Source organism: Singulisphaera rosea, assembly GCF_054877945.1.
The window spans coordinates 186,313-205,586 of sequence record NZ_JBTYIP020000013.1; the positions used below are offsets into that span (position 1 = coordinate 186,313).

Annotated in this window: 17 protein-coding genes; 11 read left to right on the forward strand and 6 right to left on the reverse strand. The window is 65.5% G+C overall.

Annotated features, from left to right (window positions below; genetic code table 11):
• Positions 1 to 177: 177 nt before the first annotated feature.
• Positions 178 to 561 carry a hypothetical protein gene (locus ACYOEI_RS21935; RefSeq protein ID WP_462851709.1) on the reverse strand — a complete coding sequence of 128 codons (384 nt, stop codon included), beginning with the start codon at positions 559 to 561 and terminating at the stop codon, positions 178 to 180.
• A gap of 603 nt (positions 562 to 1,164) precedes the next feature.
• Here ACYOEI_RS21935 and ACYOEI_RS21940 point away from each other — a divergent pair.
• The 9 genes from ACYOEI_RS21940 to ACYOEI_RS21980 all read left to right on the forward strand — a co-directional run bounded on the left by ACYOEI_RS21940 (position 1,165) and on the right by ACYOEI_RS21980 (position 12,832).
• A complete protein-coding gene (locus tag ACYOEI_RS21940) occupies positions 1,165 to 2,574 on the forward strand; it encodes an MBOAT family O-acyltransferase (protein ID WP_462851710.1) in 1,410 nt (469 codons plus the stop codon).
• The gene (locus tag ACYOEI_RS21945; protein ID WP_462851711.1) at positions 2,549 to 3,628 is read left to right on the forward strand and encodes an SGNH/GDSL hydrolase family protein; all 1,080 of its coding nucleotides are present in this window, start codon (positions 2,549 to 2,551) and stop codon (positions 3,626 to 3,628) included. The genes ACYOEI_RS21940 and ACYOEI_RS21945 overlap by 26 nt, the downstream gene beginning before the upstream one ends.
• Before the next feature lie 46 nt (positions 3,629 to 3,674).
• Positions 3,675 to 5,654 (forward strand): redoxin domain-containing protein, encoded by a 1,980-nt coding sequence (locus ACYOEI_RS21950; protein ID WP_462851712.1) that lies wholly within the window; start codon positions 3,675 to 3,677, stop codon positions 5,652 to 5,654.
• A gap of 696 nt (positions 5,655 to 6,350) precedes the next feature.
• Positions 6,351 to 6,569 carry a hypothetical protein gene (locus ACYOEI_RS21955; protein ID WP_462851713.1) on the forward strand — a complete coding sequence of 73 codons (219 nt, stop codon included), beginning with the start codon at positions 6,351 to 6,353 and terminating at the stop codon, positions 6,567 to 6,569.
• A 101-nt stretch (positions 6,570 to 6,670) separates the two neighbouring features.
• Positions 6,671 to 7,237, forward strand: coding sequence for a hypothetical protein (locus tag ACYOEI_RS21960; RefSeq protein ID WP_462851714.1), 567 nt, complete (start codon positions 6,671 to 6,673; stop codon positions 7,235 to 7,237).
• Positions 7,238 to 7,314: 77 nt separating this feature from the next.
• A complete protein-coding gene (locus ACYOEI_RS21965) occupies positions 7,315 to 7,875 on the forward strand; it encodes a thioredoxin family protein (RefSeq protein WP_462851715.1) in 561 nt (186 codons plus the stop codon).
• Between the two features lie 344 nt (positions 7,876 to 8,219).
• Entirely contained in the window at positions 8,220 to 10,205 is a 1,986-nt protein-coding gene (locus ACYOEI_RS21970; RefSeq protein ID WP_462851716.1) for an HD domain-containing phosphohydrolase, read from the forward strand.
• Positions 10,206 to 10,470: 265 nt separating this feature from the next.
• On the forward strand, positions 10,471 to 11,538 hold the full coding sequence (locus ACYOEI_RS21975; RefSeq protein WP_462851717.1) for a TlpA family protein disulfide reductase: 1,068 nt from the start codon (positions 10,471 to 10,473) through the stop codon (positions 11,536 to 11,538).
• Between the two features lie 367 nt (positions 11,539 to 11,905).
• Entirely contained in the window at positions 11,906 to 12,832 is a 927-nt protein-coding gene (locus ACYOEI_RS21980) for a PLP-dependent cysteine synthase family protein (RefSeq protein WP_462851773.1), read from the forward strand.
• A 183-nt stretch (positions 12,833 to 13,015) separates the two neighbouring features.
• Here ACYOEI_RS21980 and ACYOEI_RS21985 read toward each other — a convergent pair whose 3' ends face one another.
• The 5 genes from ACYOEI_RS21985 to ACYOEI_RS22005 form a co-directional block, all read right to left on the reverse strand.
• The gene (locus tag ACYOEI_RS21985; protein WP_462851718.1) at positions 13,016 to 14,089 is read right to left on the reverse strand and encodes a TlpA family protein disulfide reductase; all 1,074 of its coding nucleotides are present in this window, start codon (positions 14,087 to 14,089) and stop codon (positions 13,016 to 13,018) included.
• A 77-nt stretch (positions 14,090 to 14,166) separates the two neighbouring features.
• Positions 14,167 to 15,222 (reverse strand): DUF1559 domain-containing protein, encoded by a 1,056-nt coding sequence (locus ACYOEI_RS21990; RefSeq protein WP_462851719.1) that lies wholly within the window; start codon positions 15,220 to 15,222, stop codon positions 14,167 to 14,169.
• 235 nt (positions 15,223 to 15,457) lie between these two features.
• Complete coding sequence (locus tag ACYOEI_RS21995) at positions 15,458 to 15,616, reverse strand: hypothetical protein (protein WP_462851720.1); 159 nt, start codon at positions 15,614 to 15,616, stop codon at positions 15,458 to 15,460.
• Between the two features lie 154 nt (positions 15,617 to 15,770).
• Complete coding sequence (locus ACYOEI_RS22000) at positions 15,771 to 16,022, reverse strand: hypothetical protein (RefSeq protein WP_462851721.1); 252 nt, start codon at positions 16,020 to 16,022, stop codon at positions 15,771 to 15,773.
• A complete protein-coding gene (locus ACYOEI_RS22005) occupies positions 16,019 to 16,636 on the reverse strand; it encodes a sigma-70 family RNA polymerase sigma factor (protein ID WP_462851722.1) in 618 nt (205 codons plus the stop codon). Before ACYOEI_RS22005 ends, ACYOEI_RS22000 begins: the two co-directional genes overlap by 4 nt.
• 233 nt (positions 16,637 to 16,869) lie before the next feature.
• Here ACYOEI_RS22005 and ACYOEI_RS22010 point away from each other — a divergent pair, with 233 nt between their 5' ends.
• Complete coding sequence (locus tag ACYOEI_RS22010; RefSeq protein WP_462851723.1) at positions 16,870 to 17,376, forward strand: hypothetical protein; 507 nt, start codon at positions 16,870 to 16,872, stop codon at positions 17,374 to 17,376.
• 99 nt (positions 17,377 to 17,475) lie between these two features.
• Positions 17,476 to 19,242, forward strand: coding sequence for a hypothetical protein (locus ACYOEI_RS22015; protein ID WP_462851724.1), 1,767 nt, complete (start codon positions 17,476 to 17,478; stop codon positions 19,240 to 19,242).
• Positions 19,243 to 19,274: the final 32 nt, after the last annotated feature.

Sequence of the window (19,274 nt, forward strand, 5' to 3'; positions counted from 1 at the left end):
TACCCTCCATGGCACCAAAGAATTATCGCGTCAACCGCTAGTTCTGCAGCCGCAGGAAAACGAGACTCTTGTGGCATTCTTTCCCACACTTATGCATATATAGTTGTTTATTTTTTGTTCCGACGAACGTGATAGACCACCACCAACGTCGCTCAAGGAAACGCTAAGACCGGCTCCTCAGAGGCGGCCTTCAAGAGACGGACCGTCCGATCCAGTTTCAACTCCGGTAACTTTTTTGAGAGCCTTCCTCGCCAGGTTCACTAACAGATGGGCGAGGCCTGCCAGAGTCATGTGATGATGCCAGCCGATCCACGTCCGCGCCTCGTACTGCACCATCCCCAGATAACTCTTGGCCTCCTCGAAGAACTCCTCCACCCGAAACCGACTGCATGCCACCAGGGCCAACATCGTCAAGGGCGTCCCTGCCGTCCCGTTGCTGACGTAATACTTCCACTCCGGCGACTCCCCGAGCGAGCGACGGATCAACACCCAGCTGGTTGGCGGCCCCGGCTTGTGATGGCGCACTGCCCAGACCCGGACCGCTGCGAACTCGAAAACCAACGGCCCCGTTGCCCCTTCGCGGACTTGGAGGCATCTCGAAACCTCGGGTCGCAGATCCGCCGCGAGCGAGGCGACGGTGCGGGCAAACTCTCGCGTCGGCCGCTTCGGCGGTCGACCACGGCCCCAGGGTCCCAGCACGCAAGACGCCAGGTCCACAGTCCAGACTATCGTGCTCGTCGGAACGTCCATGACGTAACGAAGCTCGAGTGGCATCCTCTCGATACGAGCCCAAGGCACCAGCGAGTGAATCTTCCACGATTTCGTGCGAGGAGTTTCACTCGCTGGCACTTCGGACTTGCAAGAAACTGTTCCAGGTAGCCGCGTCATGCGTGCAAACCCCGTGCGACCCGCTATAGGGACCTGGAACACGTCAATCTCATGCTCCGGTCGAGCGGATCCGGACCGGCCGGACCGGGCGGGGACCGATCCGGGCTTGACGGATTTCCGGGATTCGATTGTATTCCCGGCGAATTCGAGCCGACCGTAAACATCCAGGCGATCGGCGACCGCCCCGAGCCGAAGGAGGGAGCCGCTCCGGCAGGGGTGGGGTTCCTCGCCGTCTGGAGGGAGGCGGCCCGGCTCTCTCGTCCAGGTACCATCCCCATGCTCTTCAATTCCTTTAAGTTTCTCTATTTTTTCGCCGCCGTCTACGCCCTCTACCTGATCCTCGACAAGCGCTGGCAGAACCGCCTGTTGCTCGTCGCGAGCTACTATTTCTACGGCTGCTGGGATCGCCGGTTCCTCCTCCTGATCCTCACGTCGACCGTCATCGACTACGCCTGCGGCCGGGGGATGGGGGCGGCGGGCGATCGGCCGGGCCTGCGCAAGACGCTCATGCGAGTGAGTCTGGCATCGAATCTGGGAATCCTATTTGTTTTCAAATATTTCAACTTTTTCACAGAAAGCCTCCATACGCTGCTGATGTCGATGGGGATCGGCGTCGACCCGAGGATCATCTCGGTGGCGTTGCCGGTCGGGGTGTCGTTCTACACGTTCCAGTCGATCAACTACACGATGGCCGTGTACCGGGGGAAGCTCCGCCCTTGTGTGGACTTCTTCGACTTCGCGCTCTTCATCGCATTCTTTCCTCAGTTGATTGCCGGGCCGATCGAGCGGGCGGAGGACTTGCTGCCGCAAGTTGAGGGGCGGCGCGAGATCCGAGGGGCGATGGTCCGCGAGGGGCTCTGGCTGATCCTGCTCGGCCTGTTCAAGAAGATGGTGCTGGCGGACAACATGGCGACGCTGGCGGGGCCGGTGTTCGACTCGCCGGGGACGGCGACGGGGGTCGGGGTCCTGGTCGGGATCTACGCGTTCGCGTTCCAGATCTACGGTGATTTCTCCGGGTATTCGGACATCGCGCGAGGGACGGCCGCGCTCATGGGCTTCGAGCTCATGCGGAACTTCCGTCACCCGTATTTCGCCACCAACCCGAGCGACTTCTGGAGGCGGTGGCACGTCAGCCTCTCGGGCTGGCTCCGCGACAACCTCTATATCCCGCTCGGCGGCAACCGGCACGGCCGCGCGGCCATGTACCGCAACCTGATGATCACGATGCTCCTGGGGGGCATCTGGCACGGCGCCTCGTGGAACTTCGTGGCCTGGGGCCTCTTCCACGGCATCCTCCTGGTGGTTTATCACATCAGCAAGGGCTCGGAGAAGACCCCGGCCGAAACCTCCGCGCCGATCGTCAGGGTGGCCCTCGTCCTGGCCTTCTTCCAGGTGACTTGCCTTGGGTGGATCCTCTTCGCGGTCCGTCGCCTGGCGGACGTGCCGACCTTGCTGACGAACCTGTTCGCCCCGTCGAGGGCCGGTGATGCCGCCGGCCTGCTCGTGATCGCCTGCCTGGCCGCGCCGCTGCTGGCGCTCGAGTGGGCCGAGGAGCGTTCGGGGCGGATGGACGTCGTCAAAGTCTGGCCGAGGCCGCTCCGATTGGCCTGTTACGCCGCGGCGGTCGCGATGCTCGTCGCCTTCTCGGCGCAGGAGAGCTATGAGTTCCTCTATTTTCAATTTTGACGCCCTGGCGCGCTACGCTCGGCTGCCGCTCCGCGAGCGCCTCTGGCACTTGGCGGTGCTGGTGACGCTGACCGCGACCTTCGTGGCCGCGCGAGTCGCAACGATGCGGGTCGCCACCCAGGCTCGGGTGAATTTCATCACCGAAGCCCGTCGGGAGCTCTCGGCGGAGACCCGCGTGCTGTTCGTGGGGAACTCGCACTTCTACTCGGGGATCCGCCCGGACGCATTCCCGTTCAAGGCGATGACGATCTCGGGCAGCGGCTTCAACTACCAGATCCTCGAGGCGATTTTGCGCAAGCATCTGGACCGGTTGACGGGGCTCCGAGTCGCGGTCGTCGCCTTCGACACGAACCCGCTGCTGAACACGGCCGCAGGAGGCCTGGGCCAGTCGGCCCAGTTGACCGACTGGGGGCTCTCGCCGTCGGAGGTTCCCCGAGGTCCTGGGTCGTCGTCGGGCGTCGTCTCCGGGCTGCGGTCGTTCCTCCATTCGACGGACCGGCTCTCACCAGACCTGGTCTTCACCGCGCTCGGGCTGCGAGCCTCGCGCGCCGTGGCCGGGCATCTTCCTTCAGACGAGCGGTACGCGGTGCCGCCGAAGGGGATCTCGGTGAGGCTCGACCACCACGCTCGCGTCTTCAAGGACTCGGAGTTCGAGGCCAATTGCGCCAGCCTCGGGCGGATCGTCCGCGCGCTCGATGCGAAAGGGATCCGCGTGGTCCTGCTCCGCACCCCGTTCCACCGGAGCTACGCGGCCTATCGCCCCGCGCGCTGGGAGGAGTTCTGCACAAAGGCCTGGGCACAGATCCGCGACGATCCCGGGCTCGGGGGTCGGGTCGCATACATCGACATGATCCAGGACCCCCGCTTCCTCGACGGCGACTTCCGCGACGACGACCACCTGAACTCCGCCGGTGCGGCGAAGCTCTGCGCCTCGATCGGCCAGCCGATCGCCCAACTGATGGACGAGGCCGAGCCTCCGACCCAGATCGCCGGCACCCCGAACGCACAGACCGACGGAGGCCCGGCCCCCGACCACGGCGTCCTCAAGAAGTGATCATCGCTGATGACTGGGAATCTTTGTCGGCCCGAAAGGATTCGAGATGATGGAGCGTCCGCAGACCGAGTCAGGGCAGGGTAGGGGGCTGCGGCGGCTCGGCCGCTGGCGACTCGAGAACCACAAGACGGCCTCGACGACCCCAGAGACCACCCAAAGCCAGGCTAAGCGCCCGCGCCGGGGGCTCGTCGTCACGCTCGCGCTGGGAGGACTCGTCGCGGCGTTGGCCGTCGGCCTGTACTGGAAGAAGTCCTCCCGGCTCGACCTGGACTCCCTGACCGAAGCCCAGCGCATTGACGACTTCACGCTCCAAGACGCCGCCGGCAAGGCCCACTCGCTCAGCGACTGGCGGGCCTACAAGGCGGTCGTGCTCTACGTCGTGGGGACCGAGTGCCCCGTCTCCAACGGCTACGCCCCGGAGATGCGCCGGATCGCCGAGGCCTACCGCGTCCGAGGGGTCGGGTTCTTCGGCGTCTACCCCGACCCCGACGTCACGCCCGAGTCGGCCGCGAAGCACTCGGCCGAGTTCGGGCTCGCCTTCCCCGCACTATTGGATCCGAACCAGGAGTTGACCGGCGACGTCGGCGTCCGGGTGACGCCCGAGGCGGTCGTCCTCGATCCCGGCGGCACGATCCTCTACCACGGCCGGATCGACGACCGCCACTCGCCCGACGGCAAGCGCCGGGACACGCCCAGGACTCGCGAGTTGGAGGATGCCCTCGCATCGGCTCTGGCGGGCAAGACGCCCGCGATCGCCGAGGCCAAGGCGTTCGGCTGCCCCTTGCCGAGTCCCCGGCCGATCGTCGCCAAGGGTGAGGAGATCACTTATACGAAGCACGTCGCCCCGATCCTCCAGAAGCGCTGCCAGAACTGCCACCGGCCGGGCGAGGTCGGTCCGTTCTCGCTCCTGACCCACCGCGACGCGGCCAAGCGGGCGGACTTCCTCCACGAGGTCGTCGCCTCCCGGCGGATGCCCCCCTGGCGTGCGGCGCGCGGGTTCGGCGAGTTCCTCGACGAGACCTGGCTCAACCGCCGCGAGATCGAGACGCTCAAGCAGTGGGCCGAGACCGGCGCGAAGGAAGGGAATCCGGCCGACCTCCCGCCTCCCGTGGCCTTCCCCAAGGAAGGCTGGGACCTCGGCGAGCCCGACCTCGTCCTGAGCTTGCCCGAGCCGTTCACGATCCCCGCCGGCGGGGGCGACGTCTATCGCGCCTTCGTCCTCCCCGTCCCGCTCGACCACGACCAGCCAATCTCAGCAGTCGTCTTCCGGCCGGGCAATCGCCGAGTCGTCCACCACAGCCGCGTCTATGTCGACGAGACCCCGCAGTCGCGCGGGCGAGACGCCGGCGACGCGCTCCCGGGCTTCCCAAGCTTCGGAGGTGCCGACATCCAGAAGCCGACCATCGGCCAGTGGCTCCCCGGCGTGATCGCGAGGTTCCCACCCGAAGGGGTCGGCCAGGTCATCAAGAAGGGCTCCGACCTCCTCGTCCTGATCCACTACCACCCGACCGGGAAGCCCGAGACCGACCGGTCGAGCGTCGGCCTGCACTTCCGCAAGACGCCCCCCGAACGATACATGACGAGCGTCCCGATGAGCACCTCCAAGATCGACATCCCCCCCGGCGAGAGCCACCACCGGATCGCCTTGCGCACCACGCTGCCGACCGACGTCCACGCCTATTCGGTGCTCCCCCACGGCCACTTCCTCATGAAGGAGATCAAGCTGGCGGCAACCCTGCCGGACGGCACCGTCAAGCGCCTCTTGTGGATCAAGGAGTGGGACTTCAACTGGCAAGGGCAGTACCACTTCGAACAACCCATCGCGCTGCCCAAGGGGACGAAGCTCGACGTCGTCGCCTACTACGACAACTCCGACCAGAACCCGGCCAACCCGAGCCATCCCCCGCGCCGAGTCATGTTCGGGAGCCAGAGCACCGACGAGATGCTCGGCTGCCACATCCACGTCATCGCCGACAACCCCGGCGGCTTCGAGGCCATGAAGAAGAAGTGGCCGGACAGCCTATAGTTCGGCCGCACCTCGGGTCGCACTCTTCACGCGGTGCCCCCGACCGGCTCTTGACGATGCCCGAGCGCAAGCGAGTGAACCTCTTCGCAAGATATCGAAGAGAGTTCACTCGATTGTGCTTCGGGGTCGTATAGAAAGAGAAGCCACTCGAACGTTAACCGCACTGATCCCTCGCGCACTCCACATCCCTCGTCGGCTAAGGTGCAAAATCGGTGCTGGAGATAGCCGGTTAAGGGTAGCATCGGTTGGCACAACCGGTGTCGCGTAGCGACAAGAGGCACAACACCCATGACATCATCCTAGCCAGCGATGCGGTGCACGGATCGATCTGGCGGGCAGGGACGAGGCGTAAGTCCATGTCTGGCGATCATCTTCGATCTCGATGACTTGCCTACGACCTCTTGTCGCTACGCGACACCGGTTGTGCCAACCGGTGCTACCCGAATGACTTAGAAGCCACGTCACACAGCCGACGCGTGTGACAGGACCGAACTCGCTCCTTGAGCCTCCCTCGTCTTTCGCCATCCCCTTGTCCCGCCTTCTGGCATTCAGTACACTCGTGAAGGTTGGGACAGGGGCAACCTTCCCAACCTTTCCATGTGCCCGCCCGGGCCGAGCCCAAGGGTTCAGCCGGACGTTGGAGCATGGCGACCCCGGAAATGCACCCATCTGAGGAAGGCACGGAGGGGAGCGGCGATGTCCATCTTGACGAGGACGGTGCGGCCGAGGCGCGTGGCCGAACCTTCGGTCCGTGAGGTCTGCTTGCTCGGCGGCCCGAGGCGGTCGGATGACTGGATGTCGGGAGATCGGGTCTCGGTCTCGGGACGAGTCTATCGGGTCGAAGCGATCGAGCCGTTCTACGTCCACCTGGCCGCCGACGTTGAGGATAAGGACGAGGGGCGAGGAGGGGGCTGACCGTCCTCTCCTTTGGGATCTCGTCCCGACCCGGCCCCTCAGCCAAGGCCCGAGGTGACCCGGGCGGCTCCTTGCCCCGATCGCTCCGTACCGGATCGGCGATGCCCGCCCCCAGGCCGAAGAAACCGAACTTACTCCTGCGGAACCGCGACCCATCGGATCCGGCCCGACGCGTCGTCGAGCTGGCCCAGCGGGGCCGGATGATCCTCGACGTCGCCGCCGCCGACCTCGAGGCCGCCGAAGTCATCCTGGGCGCCTTCCACCCTACCGCCTGGCACTTCCGGAACGCCCTGCACGAGGCCATGCGTTCGTGGGACCGGCTCCGCGCCGAGTATGGCGGCTCGGCCCTGGAGGCCGCCCTGGGCGAGTCTCCGCTCACCGTCCTCACGCTGGGCGAGGTCGCCGACGGCCCTCCTCGCGTCATCCTCATCCCCATCGCCGGGCAGACCTATCGCGCCGAGCGCGTCATCGGGACCGTCCTGGCCCCCGTCCAGTGGCGGCTCACTCGGCTCCACCCTCCCCTCGACGACGGCCCCTACTACGCCTGCCGACTCGAAGACGGCTCGACCCAATGCGACTGCGCCGAGTGGACTTATCACGTCGCCGACACGCCTCGTGAAGATCCTTGTAAACACTTGGCCGCCCTCGGCAGCTTGGGTTGGCTTTGACCGCAAGTCATGCGACAATCCATACGTCTGGTAGGGGTCAGCGAAGCTTTTCCGGTCGGTCGAGAGAGGAACGCGTGATGGATTGGTCGAGAATCTTCGCCGCAGCCCTGCCTTACGAAAGCTTCCTCGACCGTTACGCAACTCCGCCTCAGCGAACGCGTTGGGACGCCATGCACGGGCGCTTCGCGCTGACATCCGAGCAGACCGCCGGGCTTGCGGAATACGTCCGCCGGATGCCGGTCCTCTGCCTGGCCGGTGCCTGGTGTGGCGATTGCATCAATCAATGTCCCGCATTCGACCACTTCGCGCGGGCCTCGCCGGCCATCGAGCTCCGCTTCCTCGATCGGGACGCGGAGGCGGAGGTTCGAGACGCCCTCGCGATCAATGGTGGGCAACGGGTCCCGGTGGTGGTCTTCTTGAGTGAAGACGGGTTCGAGGTTGCCCGGTACGGCGAACGAACCCTCTCGACGTACCGTCGGCTCGCCGCCGAGCAACTCGGGCCGGCTTGTCCGACCGGGCTGGTCGCGCCTGATGATGACGTCCTGGCCGGGGTCACCGCCGAGTGGCTCGCCGAATTCGAGCGGGCCCAGTGGATCCTCCGCCTCTCGCCTCGCCTCCGCCAGATCCACAACGACTAGCCTGATCATCGATTCTTCAAAAATTCTCGGAAAATTTTTGTCACAGAAAGATTACTGGTCGTACCGCCGATGGAAAAACCGACTTACATTTAGGTAGGGAAATCGCAGCCTTTCTTTATTTCGACCCCGATTTTTGAGATTTATGCCATCCGTTGGCGCCGTCGACCGTAAAAGCGGGATCGGCACCTTTTCCAAATCCGGTGGGTACGCCCACCCCTTTGCGTCATCGGTGGGCGATGTCCACGACGAAAGACATTCCGGGCGAACTTCTCCTCGTGAGGACAGGGGCGACCCGGCCGGGCGGTGGTCGAACCAGCCTCGATGGGCGGAATATGGGTTGGGGAATGGATCCTGATGCCGCCCAACGTCCCGAGGACGTGGGACCTCGACCGATTGTGGAGTCGAACACCTCCGCAGAGACGGTCCAGGAATCGGAGCAATTCGCCCGTTCCCTGTTCGACTCGCTCGTCCCGCACATCGCGGTCGTGGACGAGTCGGGGGTCATCGTCGCGGTGAATCGGGCCTGGCGTGACTTCGCGGCGGCCAACATGGGGTCGAGCACGCACCTCGCGGAGGGGGCCAACTACCTCGAGGTCTGCGACCGCGCCGAGGGGCCGGGCACCGAGGAAACGGCCGCGTTCGCCGCGGGGATCCGCACGATCCTGTCGGGCCGGGACGAACACTTCACGATCGAATACGCCTGCCACCACCCCGACGGGCGACGCCGCTGGTTCTTCGCGAGGGCGACCCCGTTCGCGGGCCCAGGCCCTCGACGGGCGGTCGTCACCCATCACGACATCACCGAGCGGAGGCGGGCCGAGCAAGAACGCGAGCGGTTCTTCTCGATCTCGCTCGAGCTGATCGGAGTCATCGGGTTCGACGGCCAGATGCGCCGATTCAACCCGTCGTTCGAGCGGTCGCTCGGCTTCCGATCCGAGGAGATCGTCTCCTCGGGATTCCTCGGCCTGGTGCAGCCCGAAGACCGTACCGCGGCCGCCGCCAAGCTCGGAGAATTGGCCCTCGGCTCCTCGATCAACGGCTTCGAGTGCCGCTGTCGCCACAAGGACGGCTCGTATCGCTGGATCTCCTGGACGGCGGTCCCCGTGCTCGAGGATGGCGCGATCTATGTCGCAGGCCGCGACGTCACCGAGCGGATCCGGTCCGAGGAAGAGATCCGCCGGCTGAACGCCCACCTCGAGCATCGGCTCGATCGCATCGCCGCCTTGCGCAGGATCGACACGGCGATTACCTCGACGCTCGACCTCCGTCCCACCCTGGAGATCGTGCTCGACCAGGTCCTCGCGCAGCTCCGGGTCGATGCGGCCGCCGTCCTGCTGTTCGACCCCTCGACCCAGACCCTCGACTACGCCACCTCGCGAGGGTTCCGGACCGACGAGATCACGGGCTCGAGCGTCCGCTTGGGCGAAGACTGGGCGGGCCGGGCCGCGCTCCAGCGTCGCGCGATCCACATCCCCGACCTGCACCGGCAGGGGGGGCCGGACCGCCGCGTCTCGCTCCTGGAGGGGGAAGGGTTCCTGGCCTATTCGGCCGTCCCGCTCTCGGCCAAGGGGCAGATCAAGGGGGTGCTCGAGATCTTCCATCGCGCCCCGATCGTGCCCGAGCCCGAGTGGTCGGAGTTCCTCGAGACCCTCGCCGGTCAGGTCGCCGTCGCGATCGACAACGCGTTGCTGTTCGAGAACCTCCAGGACTCCAACATCGAGCTGACGCTGGCCTACGACGCGACGATCGAGGGCTGGTCGCGCGCGTTGGAGCTCCGCGACAGCGAGACCGAGGGCCACACGCAACGCGTCACCGAGCTGACCGTCCGGCTCGCCCGCGCGATGGGCATCAGCGGGCCCGAGCTCGTCCACATCCGCCGAGGGGCCCTGCTGCATGACATCGGCAAGATGGGGGTCCCCGACGCGATCCTCCTGAAGCCCGGGCCGCTCGACGATCGGGAACAGGAGGTGATCCGCCGACATCCTTCCTACGCATTCGAGATGCTTTCACCGATCGCCTTCCTCGGCCCTTGCCTCGACATCCCCTACTGCCACCACGAGAAGTGGGACGGCACCGGCTACCCCCACGGGCTCGCGGGGGAGCAGATCCCGCTGGCCGCCCGGATCTTCGCCATCGTCGACATCTGGGACGCGCTCCGCTTCGACCGCCCTTACCGCAAAGGCTGGCCCGCCGAGACCGTCCTCGAGCACATCCGGGCCCTCGCCGGCACGCACCTCGACCCGATCGTGACACAGGCGTTCCTCGAGCTCGTCGTGCACGATCCCCGCTTCCTCGAAGGGCCCCGCAAGCCCCGCCCCGCGCCGGGCTGATCCGTCGGCGACCGCACGGCCCCGAAAGCCCCGCCCAACATCCCCACCTCCGCCCGAACGCCCCGCCGACGCGCGATCGCCCTTTAGCGCGTGGCCTCCATGCATGTTCAACGGACATGCGAGAGCGCTTCCTTGACAGCGGGGGCCCGCGACACGACCCTGGGATATTGACGAGGGCCCGAGCCCGACGCGTGTCGGGCAAGCGATTGATCTATGGAGAGATGTTTCTCGTTATACGCAGAAACTCGACGTTAGAGGAGCGACGATGAAGAAGCGAATGTTGCGTGCCTGCCTTGCCCTCGGACTCGCGGGCGGATTCGCCCTGTCCGTGGCCGCCGCCGACCGTTCGGCCGACCAGATCGTCGACGAGATCCAGGCGATCAAGGTCCCCCAGCAGCCCGAGGGACGCACCCAAGAAGCGGTCCTCAAGTTCTTCAAGGCACGCAAGGAGGCCGAGGACAAGAAGGCCAACCTGATCCTCGAGCTCTACCGCACCCAGCCCCACCATGACAAGCTCGCCAAGCTCCTGCCCGAGCGTTGGAACAGCCTGATGGCCGACCCGGACAAGGCCGATGCACTCGGCAAGGAGATCGACGAGGTTACGGCCCAACTCAAGGAAGAAGGACTCAAGGTCGAGGGGACCTTCGTCAAGACGGTCGGCGTCCTCCGCGCCAAGCTCTCCGACGCACCCGACGAGGCGATGGCCGCTATCGAGTCCTTCGTCAAGCTCGCGCCCAAGGACGAGCGGAGCCCCCAACTCCTCTACATCGTCTCCCAACAGATCAAGGACAAGGACAAGAGAACCGCCCTCGAGGATCGCATCCTCAAGGACTACCCCGAGGCGCAATTCACCGACATGATCCGCGGCGACCGCCGCAGGCTCGAAGCCGTCGGCAAGCCGTTCGAGCTGTCGTTCACCGAGGCGATCACGGGGACGAAGGTGTCGATGGAAGGACTCAAAGGGAAGGTGGTCGTCCTCGACTTCTGGGCGACGTGGTGCGGCCCGTGCGTGGCCGAGATGCCCAAGATGAAAGAGCTCTACGCCAAGTACCACGACAAGGGCGTCGAGTTCATCGGCGTCAGCCTCGACCAGCCCAAAGAGATGGGAGGGCTGGACAAGTTGAAAAACTTCGTGTCGAAGAACGAGATCCCCTGGCCGCAATACTACCAGGGGAACGGCTGGGACAGCGAGTTCTCGAAGTCGTGGGGGATCAGCGGGATCCCGTGCGTGTTCCTGATCGACGCCGAGGGAAAGCTGGCGTCGGTCGACGCCCGGGGGAAACTCGAGGAGATGATTCCCGAGTACCTCAAGAAGGGTGAGGCGAGCCACTGACGAATTGAGGAGAGGGACATTTTAGCCACGGATGGAACACGGATAAGACGGGGAGAGGAAAAGAATCGATCAACAGATGACGCAGATGAACGTAGATGGGAATCTTTCTAAATTGGCATTATGCGTTCATCTGAACCGTCTGTTGATTGTTTGCCTCGGCTCCACGAGTTCAACCACGCCGATCAACATGGCCATGCAAATCCAAATAGCATTATGCTTTAAATAATCTGCGATCGCCTGTGTCACCTGTCGATTGTCTCTCTTCCATTGGTTGGCCAAATTACGTCATCTGCTGATTATCTATTCTTTTTCACTATCTTATCCGCGATTCCTCGCGATAATCATGAAGGGGCGGGTCGTGGGCATGATGGTGAGACTCCCCGAGACGAACCGGTATCTCGACCGGACGACGCCGACGCCGTTGGTCCCGGTGCGGCTCGAGGGCTCGGGCCCGACGATCTGGTGCAAGCTCGAGTTCCTGAACCCCAGCGGCTCGACGAAGGACCGGATCGCCAACTACATCCTGAGCAAGGCCCTGCGCCGGGGCGAGATCCGGCCGGGGACGACGGTCGTCGAGGCGTCGAGCGGCTCGACGAGCATCGCGATGGCCCTGGCCTCGGCGCAGATGGGGCTCCACTTCGTCGCGGTGATGCCCGAAGGGGTCAGCCTGGAACGTCGGCTGATCATCGAGTCGTACGGCGGCGAGGTCGTCTTCACCCCCCGAGAAGGGGGGATCCGAGGCGCACTGCTCGGCGCCGAGCGCGAGGCCGCCGAGCGTGGAGGCTTCCTCCCCCGACAGTTCTCCAACCCGGATAACCCCGGCGCCCACCGGCACCAGACCGCCCAGGAGATCATCGGACAGATCCCCGGGGGCTGCGTCGACGCGGTCGTCAGCGGGGTGGGGACCGGCGGGACCCTCGTCGGGCTCTGTCAGGGGTTCGCCGACTTCGGCTGCACCGTCGCCCCCTTCGCGGCCCGGCCCGTCAGCGGCGCCGTGTTCGATGGGGCCGAGTGCTGTTCATTCAGCGGGCGAATCCCCGGCGTGGTCGAAGGCCTCTCGGCGATCTACGCCGAACACCGGCCCGCGTCCCTGGTCGAGATCGACGTCTCCGACGACGAGGCCCTGGAGCTCGCCCGACGCCTCATGCGCAAAGGCTTCCCCGTCGGCCCGAGCTCCGGCCTCAACTTCCGTGCCGCACTCTCCGCCGCCGGACGCCTCGCCCCCGATGCCCACATCGTCACCGTCTTCCCCGACCGGATGGAACGCTACTTCTCCACCGAACTCTTTCGATAGAACACAGAATCGATCAACGGATAGCGTGAAGAAATAAGGAATCGATCAACAGATGACACGGATGAACGCAGTTTTCTTAAAACCGAAATTTCCAGTTTTTAATCCGCGTTCATCTTTACCATATGTCGATCGATTTTCTTCCGCTATCTTGTCCGTGTTCCATCCGTGGCCAAAAAATCCCCCTCAGTGCCCCCCCCCAGCCTTCTTGAGGTACTCGGGAATCATCTCCTCGAGCTTCCCCCGAGCCTCGGTCGACGCCAGCTTCCCCTCGGCGTCGATCAGGAACACGCACGGGATCCCGCCGATCCCCCACGACTTCGAGAACTCGCTGTCCCAGCCATTCCCCTGGTAATACTGCGGCCAGGGGATCTCGTTCTTCGACACGAACTCCTTCAGCCGATCCAGGCCGCCGTCTTCTTTGGGCTGGTCGAGGCTGACGCCGATGAACTCGACGCCCTTGTCGCGGTACTTGGCGTAGAGCTCCTTCATCTTGGGCATCTCGGCCACGCACGGGCCGCACCACGTCGCCCAGAAGTCCACCACGACCACTTTCCCTTTCAGCCCTTCCATCGACACCTTCGTCCCCGTGATCGCCTCGGTGAACGACAACTCGAACGGCTTGCCCACGCTGTCCAGCACGCGGAGGCTGCTTTCCGCACTCTTGGTGACGCGATCGTCGGGGAACTCGGCGGTCAGGCGCTTGAGGAGCTTGACCTTGAGGGTCGCGTCCTCGACCTGCATGGCGAGGCCGTTCAGCAGCAGCGCCCCGCGGCGATCCTTGGGGTCCTTCTGGATGAAGGCGTCGACGACCGGCAAGGCGGCCTCGGGGGTCTTCTCGTTCTTGCGGATCGTGGCGATGGCCTGTAGGTACGAGGCCTCGCGCGCCTGCTCCGGATCCTTGATCCTGGGGAGTGCCTGTTCGATCTCGGTAATCGTCTCTCCCGCGGTTTCGGGGCCCATCATCCGTTCGATCCAGCGCGGGAGCATGACCTTGAGTACCCGGTCATGATCGGGATGGGCGCGGAAGAGTTCCAAGGCCAGTTCCGCCTTGCGGGCGTCGGCCTTGATCTTCTCACGGCGGAATTCCCGGATGGCCTTCGGGTCGTTCTTCATGTCGGGGTCGAACCTCGGCTCCTCGACGGCGTCGTAGTCCGCGAGGATGGCCTCGGCCGGCCGGTCTTCACCCAGGGCGAGGGACGTGAGGGCCAGGCATGCGACGAGGGCCAGGCCGGCGGGGTGGCGGAATCTCGAGATCATGGCGACACCATCCTGTCTGTGGCCGAGGGTCGTGGCCGGTCGCCGGGGAGTTCCGACGGCCGGCCGTGTTGGGGAAATCAATACTGGTCGGCGCTGACGACCTCGCCCCCGTTCCGGGTCGAGAGCTTCTGCCAGACGCCCACCTTGGACACGGTCGCGAGCGAGAACCCATAATCCCCAGGCCCCACGGAGGAATAGTTTTCCGCCGTGGCGCCGACCGGGAGGCCGTTGCTCGCGGGCGAGGCGATCGTCCAGGAATCGATCGTATCCTTGATGAACCGCACAGAGCCATCACAAAACGACGCGTTGATCCCCCCCGGGTGGAAACTCTTCGGGTTGCAGAGGATCCAAGACGTGGGCATCCCGGCGTACTTCTTCTGCATGTTGGGCGGGAATCGCGTCTCGAAGACCCCGACGCTCGGGTCGCCGTCGTTCCACCAGTGATAATAGTTGACGTTGGGGGCGGTGAAATAGCCGTGGCCGTTCTCGGAGAACATCAGCGTGTTGCTCGTCCCGTCGGTCACCGACGCGATGGTGATATTGCCCTGGTCGACGATCACCCCGAGCTGGTACTGCGAGAGGGTCGGGTCGGCGCCGAAGCCGCCGACGACCTTGAATCCGTTGGCGTTCCAGGGGCCGCCGTTGCCGAAATAATGGGTGTAGCCCTGCGACAGCGTCACGCTCGCGCTCAGGCCGTAGGAGTCGGCGGTGATCTGTGCCTTGGTGCTCGACGTCGGGTCGCTGGGGCAGAGGAGCATCGACAGGCTCACGGCACCCACCGTCGAATTCGCCGGACAGGCATAGCTAAACTGGAAATTAATCGTGTTATACACAACCGACTGTTCGAGGAACGGCGTCATGTGCACGAACTCGGACGGCCCGAACTGCGACGAACCCTGCATCGTGTACAGGTTGGACGGCGGATACACGCCGGTCGACGACTCATAATTCGCCGTGGCGAGCCCGAGCTGCTTGAGGTTGTTGACGCACTGGGCGCGTCGGGCCGCCTCGCGGGCCGCCTGCACGGCGGGCAAGAGCAGGGCGATCAACACGGCGATGATCGCGATCACCACCAACAGCTCGATCAGCGTGAAACCTCGGCCAAGCCGGCCGCGTGTCGAGGGACGAATCATTGCGCAACTCCTCGAGAATGGACGATGATGGAGGAACCGATCGAAGACGGGGAGGTTCGGGAGGGTGCCGAGCCTTGATTCAGGCCAGGGGACCCAGCGTCTGACCTGAAACCCGATTTCTTCTGAATAGACGGGCTTCTGCCCCACTCGACGCCGAAAACCCCTCGCGGTACGTCGAGGTATACACCCACAGAAACCCGTTTTTTAAGAAAAAAACAGGCTTCGGGACAAACACTCATGGATTCCTGGCCTGGACGGCCCCCTTGGCCCTGGCCTTGCCTTTGGCCTTGGCCGGTTTCTTGACGTCGGGACGGGTCGGCCCCCGCGACGGCAGCTCGATCGTCCCGGCCTGCCGGCTCGACTCATCCCCGCAGCCGAAAATGGCGGTCGACATGACCGCGAGCAGGGCGGGGAAGACAAATCTTTTGAAATGATGAAATCGTATTGCACATATCATGGCTTGGCGCCCGGGTTTCAAAGAACAAACGTCGAATGGAGGATCGAGGCCGGGGATATCGAGGGGGAGGGGGGGCGATCCAGTGGAAATCTCACAGCCCCGGGGGAGAGGACCGGGGATCCCGATCCTCGGGACTTCGGAGCGAATTTCGACCCCTCGAGGCCGATTGGCCGAGCGCGACGAGCTGGCGCAAGGTCGGGAAGAAGCCTCGGATCGACCCGGCCCAGGACGGATAGCGCCGGGCGTACTCCTCGACGTCGACAGAGTCGCCCGACTCGAGCCGGCGGGTGATCTGTTCGGCCAGGGCGGCCAGGGCCGGGTCCACGTCGCCGGGGTCGGTCATGGTCGGACCTCCAATCGGCCTCGGAGGCGGATCAAAGCTCGGAGGAGCCGCGACTCGACGGCCCCTTCCGAGATCCCGAGGGCTTCGGCGATCTCGGCCGTCCCGAGTTGTTCAAGGTGTCGCATCACCAGCACCTCGCGGTCCCTGGGCGAGAGGGCCTCGAGGGCCGCCATGACCTCGTCGAGCCGTTCCTGCCGCAACAGGCGGTTGCTCGGGCTGGTGTCGTTGGCCAAGAGGGTGCGGCCGAGCGTCGCGACCGACTCGTCGGAAAACTCCGGCGACCGGCTCTCTCGCATGATGCTCCGCCGTTGCGAGACGACATGGCGTCTGTGGGCGTCGATGACGCGCTCGCCCGCGAGTTGCCGCAGCCAACCTAAGAACGGGAGCGGGCGATCGCGGAGATAGTCGTCCATCCTGCGGGCCGCGTCGGCCAAGGTCTCCTGGACGACATCCGAAGGGTCGACCCGCGAGGCCAACCGCCGATCGAGCCGCGCCGCGACCATCCGCCGCAGGTTGTCGCGATAGCGCTCGAGCAGCTCGCGCCTGGCGGCCTCGTCGCCGTCGCCCGCTCGGCCGATCAGTCGCTCGGTGGCCTGGTTGACGTCGGTCGTCATCGCCGGTTCCCTCCTCCCGTCCTTACCCCGCAACTCGCGAGAATCTCCTTCACAACGAAACCAAAATTTCTCGCAAACCTCCATGAATTCGATCCGAATCGCGCCTCCGGTTCCCTGTCAGGAAGGCCTCACCGAACTCCTCGTAGGGGCCGAGTGAACCGATGCGGTGCGGCATGCCTCTATCGGGCGTGTCGATCAACCGGCTCGGTGACCGTCCTCGTACGAGTGAAGCGATGCCGATCCTCGTCCACCTCGCCCCCGAGAAGGTCTCCCAGGCGATCCGCCGTGGCGGGATCCGGCCCGGCACGGTGGGCCGCGGCACGCCCGAGGGCGTCTTCTGCTTGCCGGCGCGGCCCGACTTCCTCGCCACGCACCAGTGGCTCCGGGAGTTGAAGCGGCGAGGGCAGAGGACCCTGGTGGCCGTCGATTTCCGCCTCCACTCCGACGAGCCGGCCTGGTTCGGGCATTATGCTCGCCCACTGGCCGAGACGACCGTGGGCAGGGCCGTGGCCATGCTCATGCGGCTCGCCGACACGAGGGGCTACGAGGTCGTCGTGCCCCGCAAGGTCCGCAGCGACGAGATCGTCCGGGTCCGACCGCTGCGCCAGGCGATCGGCTGGCGCTATCAGCCTGACGCCCACGGCACCACGCCTTGCCCCTGCCGCGTCTGCCTGCCGAAAGGTACGATCGGCTCCGCACGCCTCCGACGCAGGCTCGACCCGTCGGGCGACCTCTACTGACACTCGGGAGGCGGGGCGTGCAAGCCGAGCCGGTGACCGCCAAGGCGCTCAGGCGACAGGGCGGCGAATCCTCGACGCATCCTGGGAGGGGGCCAGTTCATGTCGGTCCGATACTTCACCTGGAATGGCCTCCGGGTCGCCGTCGATAGCCGGCCGCAGGCCTTGCACCTGGAGATGGACCCGTTCACATCCTGGGGAGAGGTCCGACGGGGGGCGGTCGGCAGGCGACGGGCCGAGGGAGGGATCCAGGTCATCGAGTTCGACCCCGAGGAACGCTTCGAGGCCCCGCTGTACCGGAGCATCGCCGCCATGCCGGATCCCGGCCCGTTCGCCTCGGCCACCGTGCTCGCCCAGAAAGCGAAGGCCGTCGATGACGGGATCGTGGCGGCCCTGGAGTTCCTCCTCGACGAGGGGACCGATCGCCTGCTCGGCCGGGCCACCCTCCTCGCCGACGTGCAGGCCCGCCTCCGTGCCGAGTGGGACCGATCGCCCGACGCCGCAGGGCATGCCGGGGCCATCGGCCTGGTCGCCGCCGCCCGATCGCTCGGCGACGACGAGGCGGGCGAGGACCCGGCGACCTGGCCCACGAAGCTCCGGCTCCTGCGGGGCCGCTTCCTGGCCGAATTCCGCGCGCGTCAGGCGGTGGACGTGCCCCTCGGCGTCTACTCGTGGAGTCCCCGGCTCGCAGGGCTCTACAGCCAGGGCAAGGCCCTCCAGGAGCCGCTGCCGCCGGAAGTCGCCTCGGCCCTCGCCCATGCGATGGGATGCGACGAGGCGTTGCGTGAGGCATACGAGTCACACCTCGCCCTCCTCGCCCTCACCAACCCGCTCGTCCGACCCGGCGTGATCCACAAGTCGAGCGACGATATCGGCCGGGAGCCTGCCCTCTTCCCGGCCTCGGAGACGCCCGAGGGGGTGCTCCTCAAACGCCTGGTGGGGACCGACCCCGTGCCGCCCGGCTTCGACCTGATCGGCGAACTGATCAACCGACTCCTGGACGGAGGACTCAGCCTCTCGATCGACGGGGAGAGCGGCTGGTACGATCACGTCCTCCACTCCCTGGAGCCGCTCATTCTGCCCGACCGAACCCCCGAGGCGGGCAAGCTCCGGCTCGCTGAGGACTACCGGGACGACCTCAAGGAGTTGTTCCGGTCGCTGCTGGGGTCGGCCCGAGAGACCCACGTCAAGCAGGTCGAGTCGGCCGTTGCCGGTGGCTGCCCGCTCGTTGTCCGGCCCCATCTGACGTTCGAGCCCCTGGCCGAGCACTACCGCCGCCGAGCGACCTCGTACCGCTTTGTCCGGGAGCGGTTGGTGGCCCTGCTGGGCGAGGACGTCCTGCTGTCCCGGAGCCGGCTGACGCCTCGAGGTGAGGGTAGCGTTTCGCTTCTCGACGAACTGGTCACGATGGAGCAGCGATACACCGGGGCCTGGGCCGTCGTGCGGGACGAACTGGGCTTCGCTCCCGAAGACGCCGGAATTGACAGTCGGTGGCTCCTCTCGTGCAAGGCGGCGGCCCGGTCGTGGGCCTCGATGCACCGCAACGACCCCGACCTGGCCGAGGACGTGCGGATGATGGTGCCCCTGTTCAAGGACGCCGGCAAGGACGAGTTCCACGTCCTCGCCATCGTCGGCTACGAGCAGAGGAACCTCAGAGTCGGCTTCGCCGAGCACCCGGCCGTTTCCGTGCGGGACACCCGAGGTCGGGCGGTCGAGCCAGATATCGACTGGTACGACTCCTCATACGCCCTGGCCCGCCCGGTGACGATCACCTGCCGGACGAAGCGACTTCTGGACCGCGCCCAATTCCAAGCCCTCTGCGACCGGGAGGTCACGGCCGCTGCGATCCGTGCGGCCCTCGGTCGGTAGCATCTTCAGGGCCGACATCGTGACCTGTCAGC

Excerpts from the sequence above, each read along its gene's own strand:
- ACYOEI_RS21940 (WP_462851710.1), top strand. The coding sequence starts at position 1,165 with ATGCTCTTCAATTCCTTTAAGTTTCTCTATTTTTTCGCCGCCGTCTAC.
- ACYOEI_RS21945 (WP_462851711.1), top strand. The coding sequence starts at position 2,549 with ATGAGTTCCTCTATTTTCAATTTTGACGCCCTGGCGCGCTACGCTCGG.
- ACYOEI_RS21950 (WP_462851712.1), top strand. The coding sequence starts at position 3,675 with ATGATGGAGCGTCCGCAGACCGAGTCAGGGCAGGGTAGGGGGCTGCGG.
- ACYOEI_RS21955 (WP_462851713.1), top strand. The coding sequence starts at position 6,351 with ATGTCCATCTTGACGAGGACGGTGCGGCCGAGGCGCGTGGCCGAACCT.
- ACYOEI_RS21960 (WP_462851714.1), top strand. The coding sequence starts at position 6,671 with ATGCCCGCCCCCAGGCCGAAGAAACCGAACTTACTCCTGCGGAACCGC.
- ACYOEI_RS21965 (WP_462851715.1), top strand. The coding sequence starts at position 7,315 with ATGGATTGGTCGAGAATCTTCGCCGCAGCCCTGCCTTACGAAAGCTTC.
- ACYOEI_RS21970 (WP_462851716.1), top strand. The coding sequence starts at position 8,220 with ATGGATCCTGATGCCGCCCAACGTCCCGAGGACGTGGGACCTCGACCG.
- ACYOEI_RS21975 (WP_462851717.1), top strand. The coding sequence starts at position 10,471 with ATGAAGAAGCGAATGTTGCGTGCCTGCCTTGCCCTCGGACTCGCGGGC.
- ACYOEI_RS21980 (WP_462851773.1), top strand. The coding sequence starts at position 11,906 with ATGGTGAGACTCCCCGAGACGAACCGGTATCTCGACCGGACGACGCCG.
- ACYOEI_RS21985 (WP_462851718.1), bottom strand. The coding sequence starts at position 14,089 with ATGATCTCGAGATTCCGCCACCCCGCCGGCCTGGCCCTCGTCGCATGC.
- ACYOEI_RS21990 (WP_462851719.1), bottom strand. The coding sequence starts at position 15,222 with ATGATTCGTCCCTCGACACGCGGCCGGCTTGGCCGAGGTTTCACGCTG.
- ACYOEI_RS21995 (WP_462851720.1), bottom strand. The coding sequence starts at position 15,616 with ATGTCGACCGCCATTTTCGGCTGCGGGGATGAGTCGAGCCGGCAGGCC.
- ACYOEI_RS22000 (WP_462851721.1), bottom strand. The coding sequence starts at position 16,022 with ATGACCGACCCCGGCGACGTGGACCCGGCCCTGGCCGCCCTGGCCGAA.
- ACYOEI_RS22005 (WP_462851722.1), bottom strand. The coding sequence starts at position 16,636 with ATGACGACCGACGTCAACCAGGCCACCGAGCGACTGATCGGCCGAGCG.
- ACYOEI_RS22010 (WP_462851723.1), top strand. The coding sequence starts at position 16,870 with ATGCCGATCCTCGTCCACCTCGCCCCCGAGAAGGTCTCCCAGGCGATC.
- ACYOEI_RS22015 (WP_462851724.1), top strand. The coding sequence starts at position 17,476 with ATGTCGGTCCGATACTTCACCTGGAATGGCCTCCGGGTCGCCGTCGAT.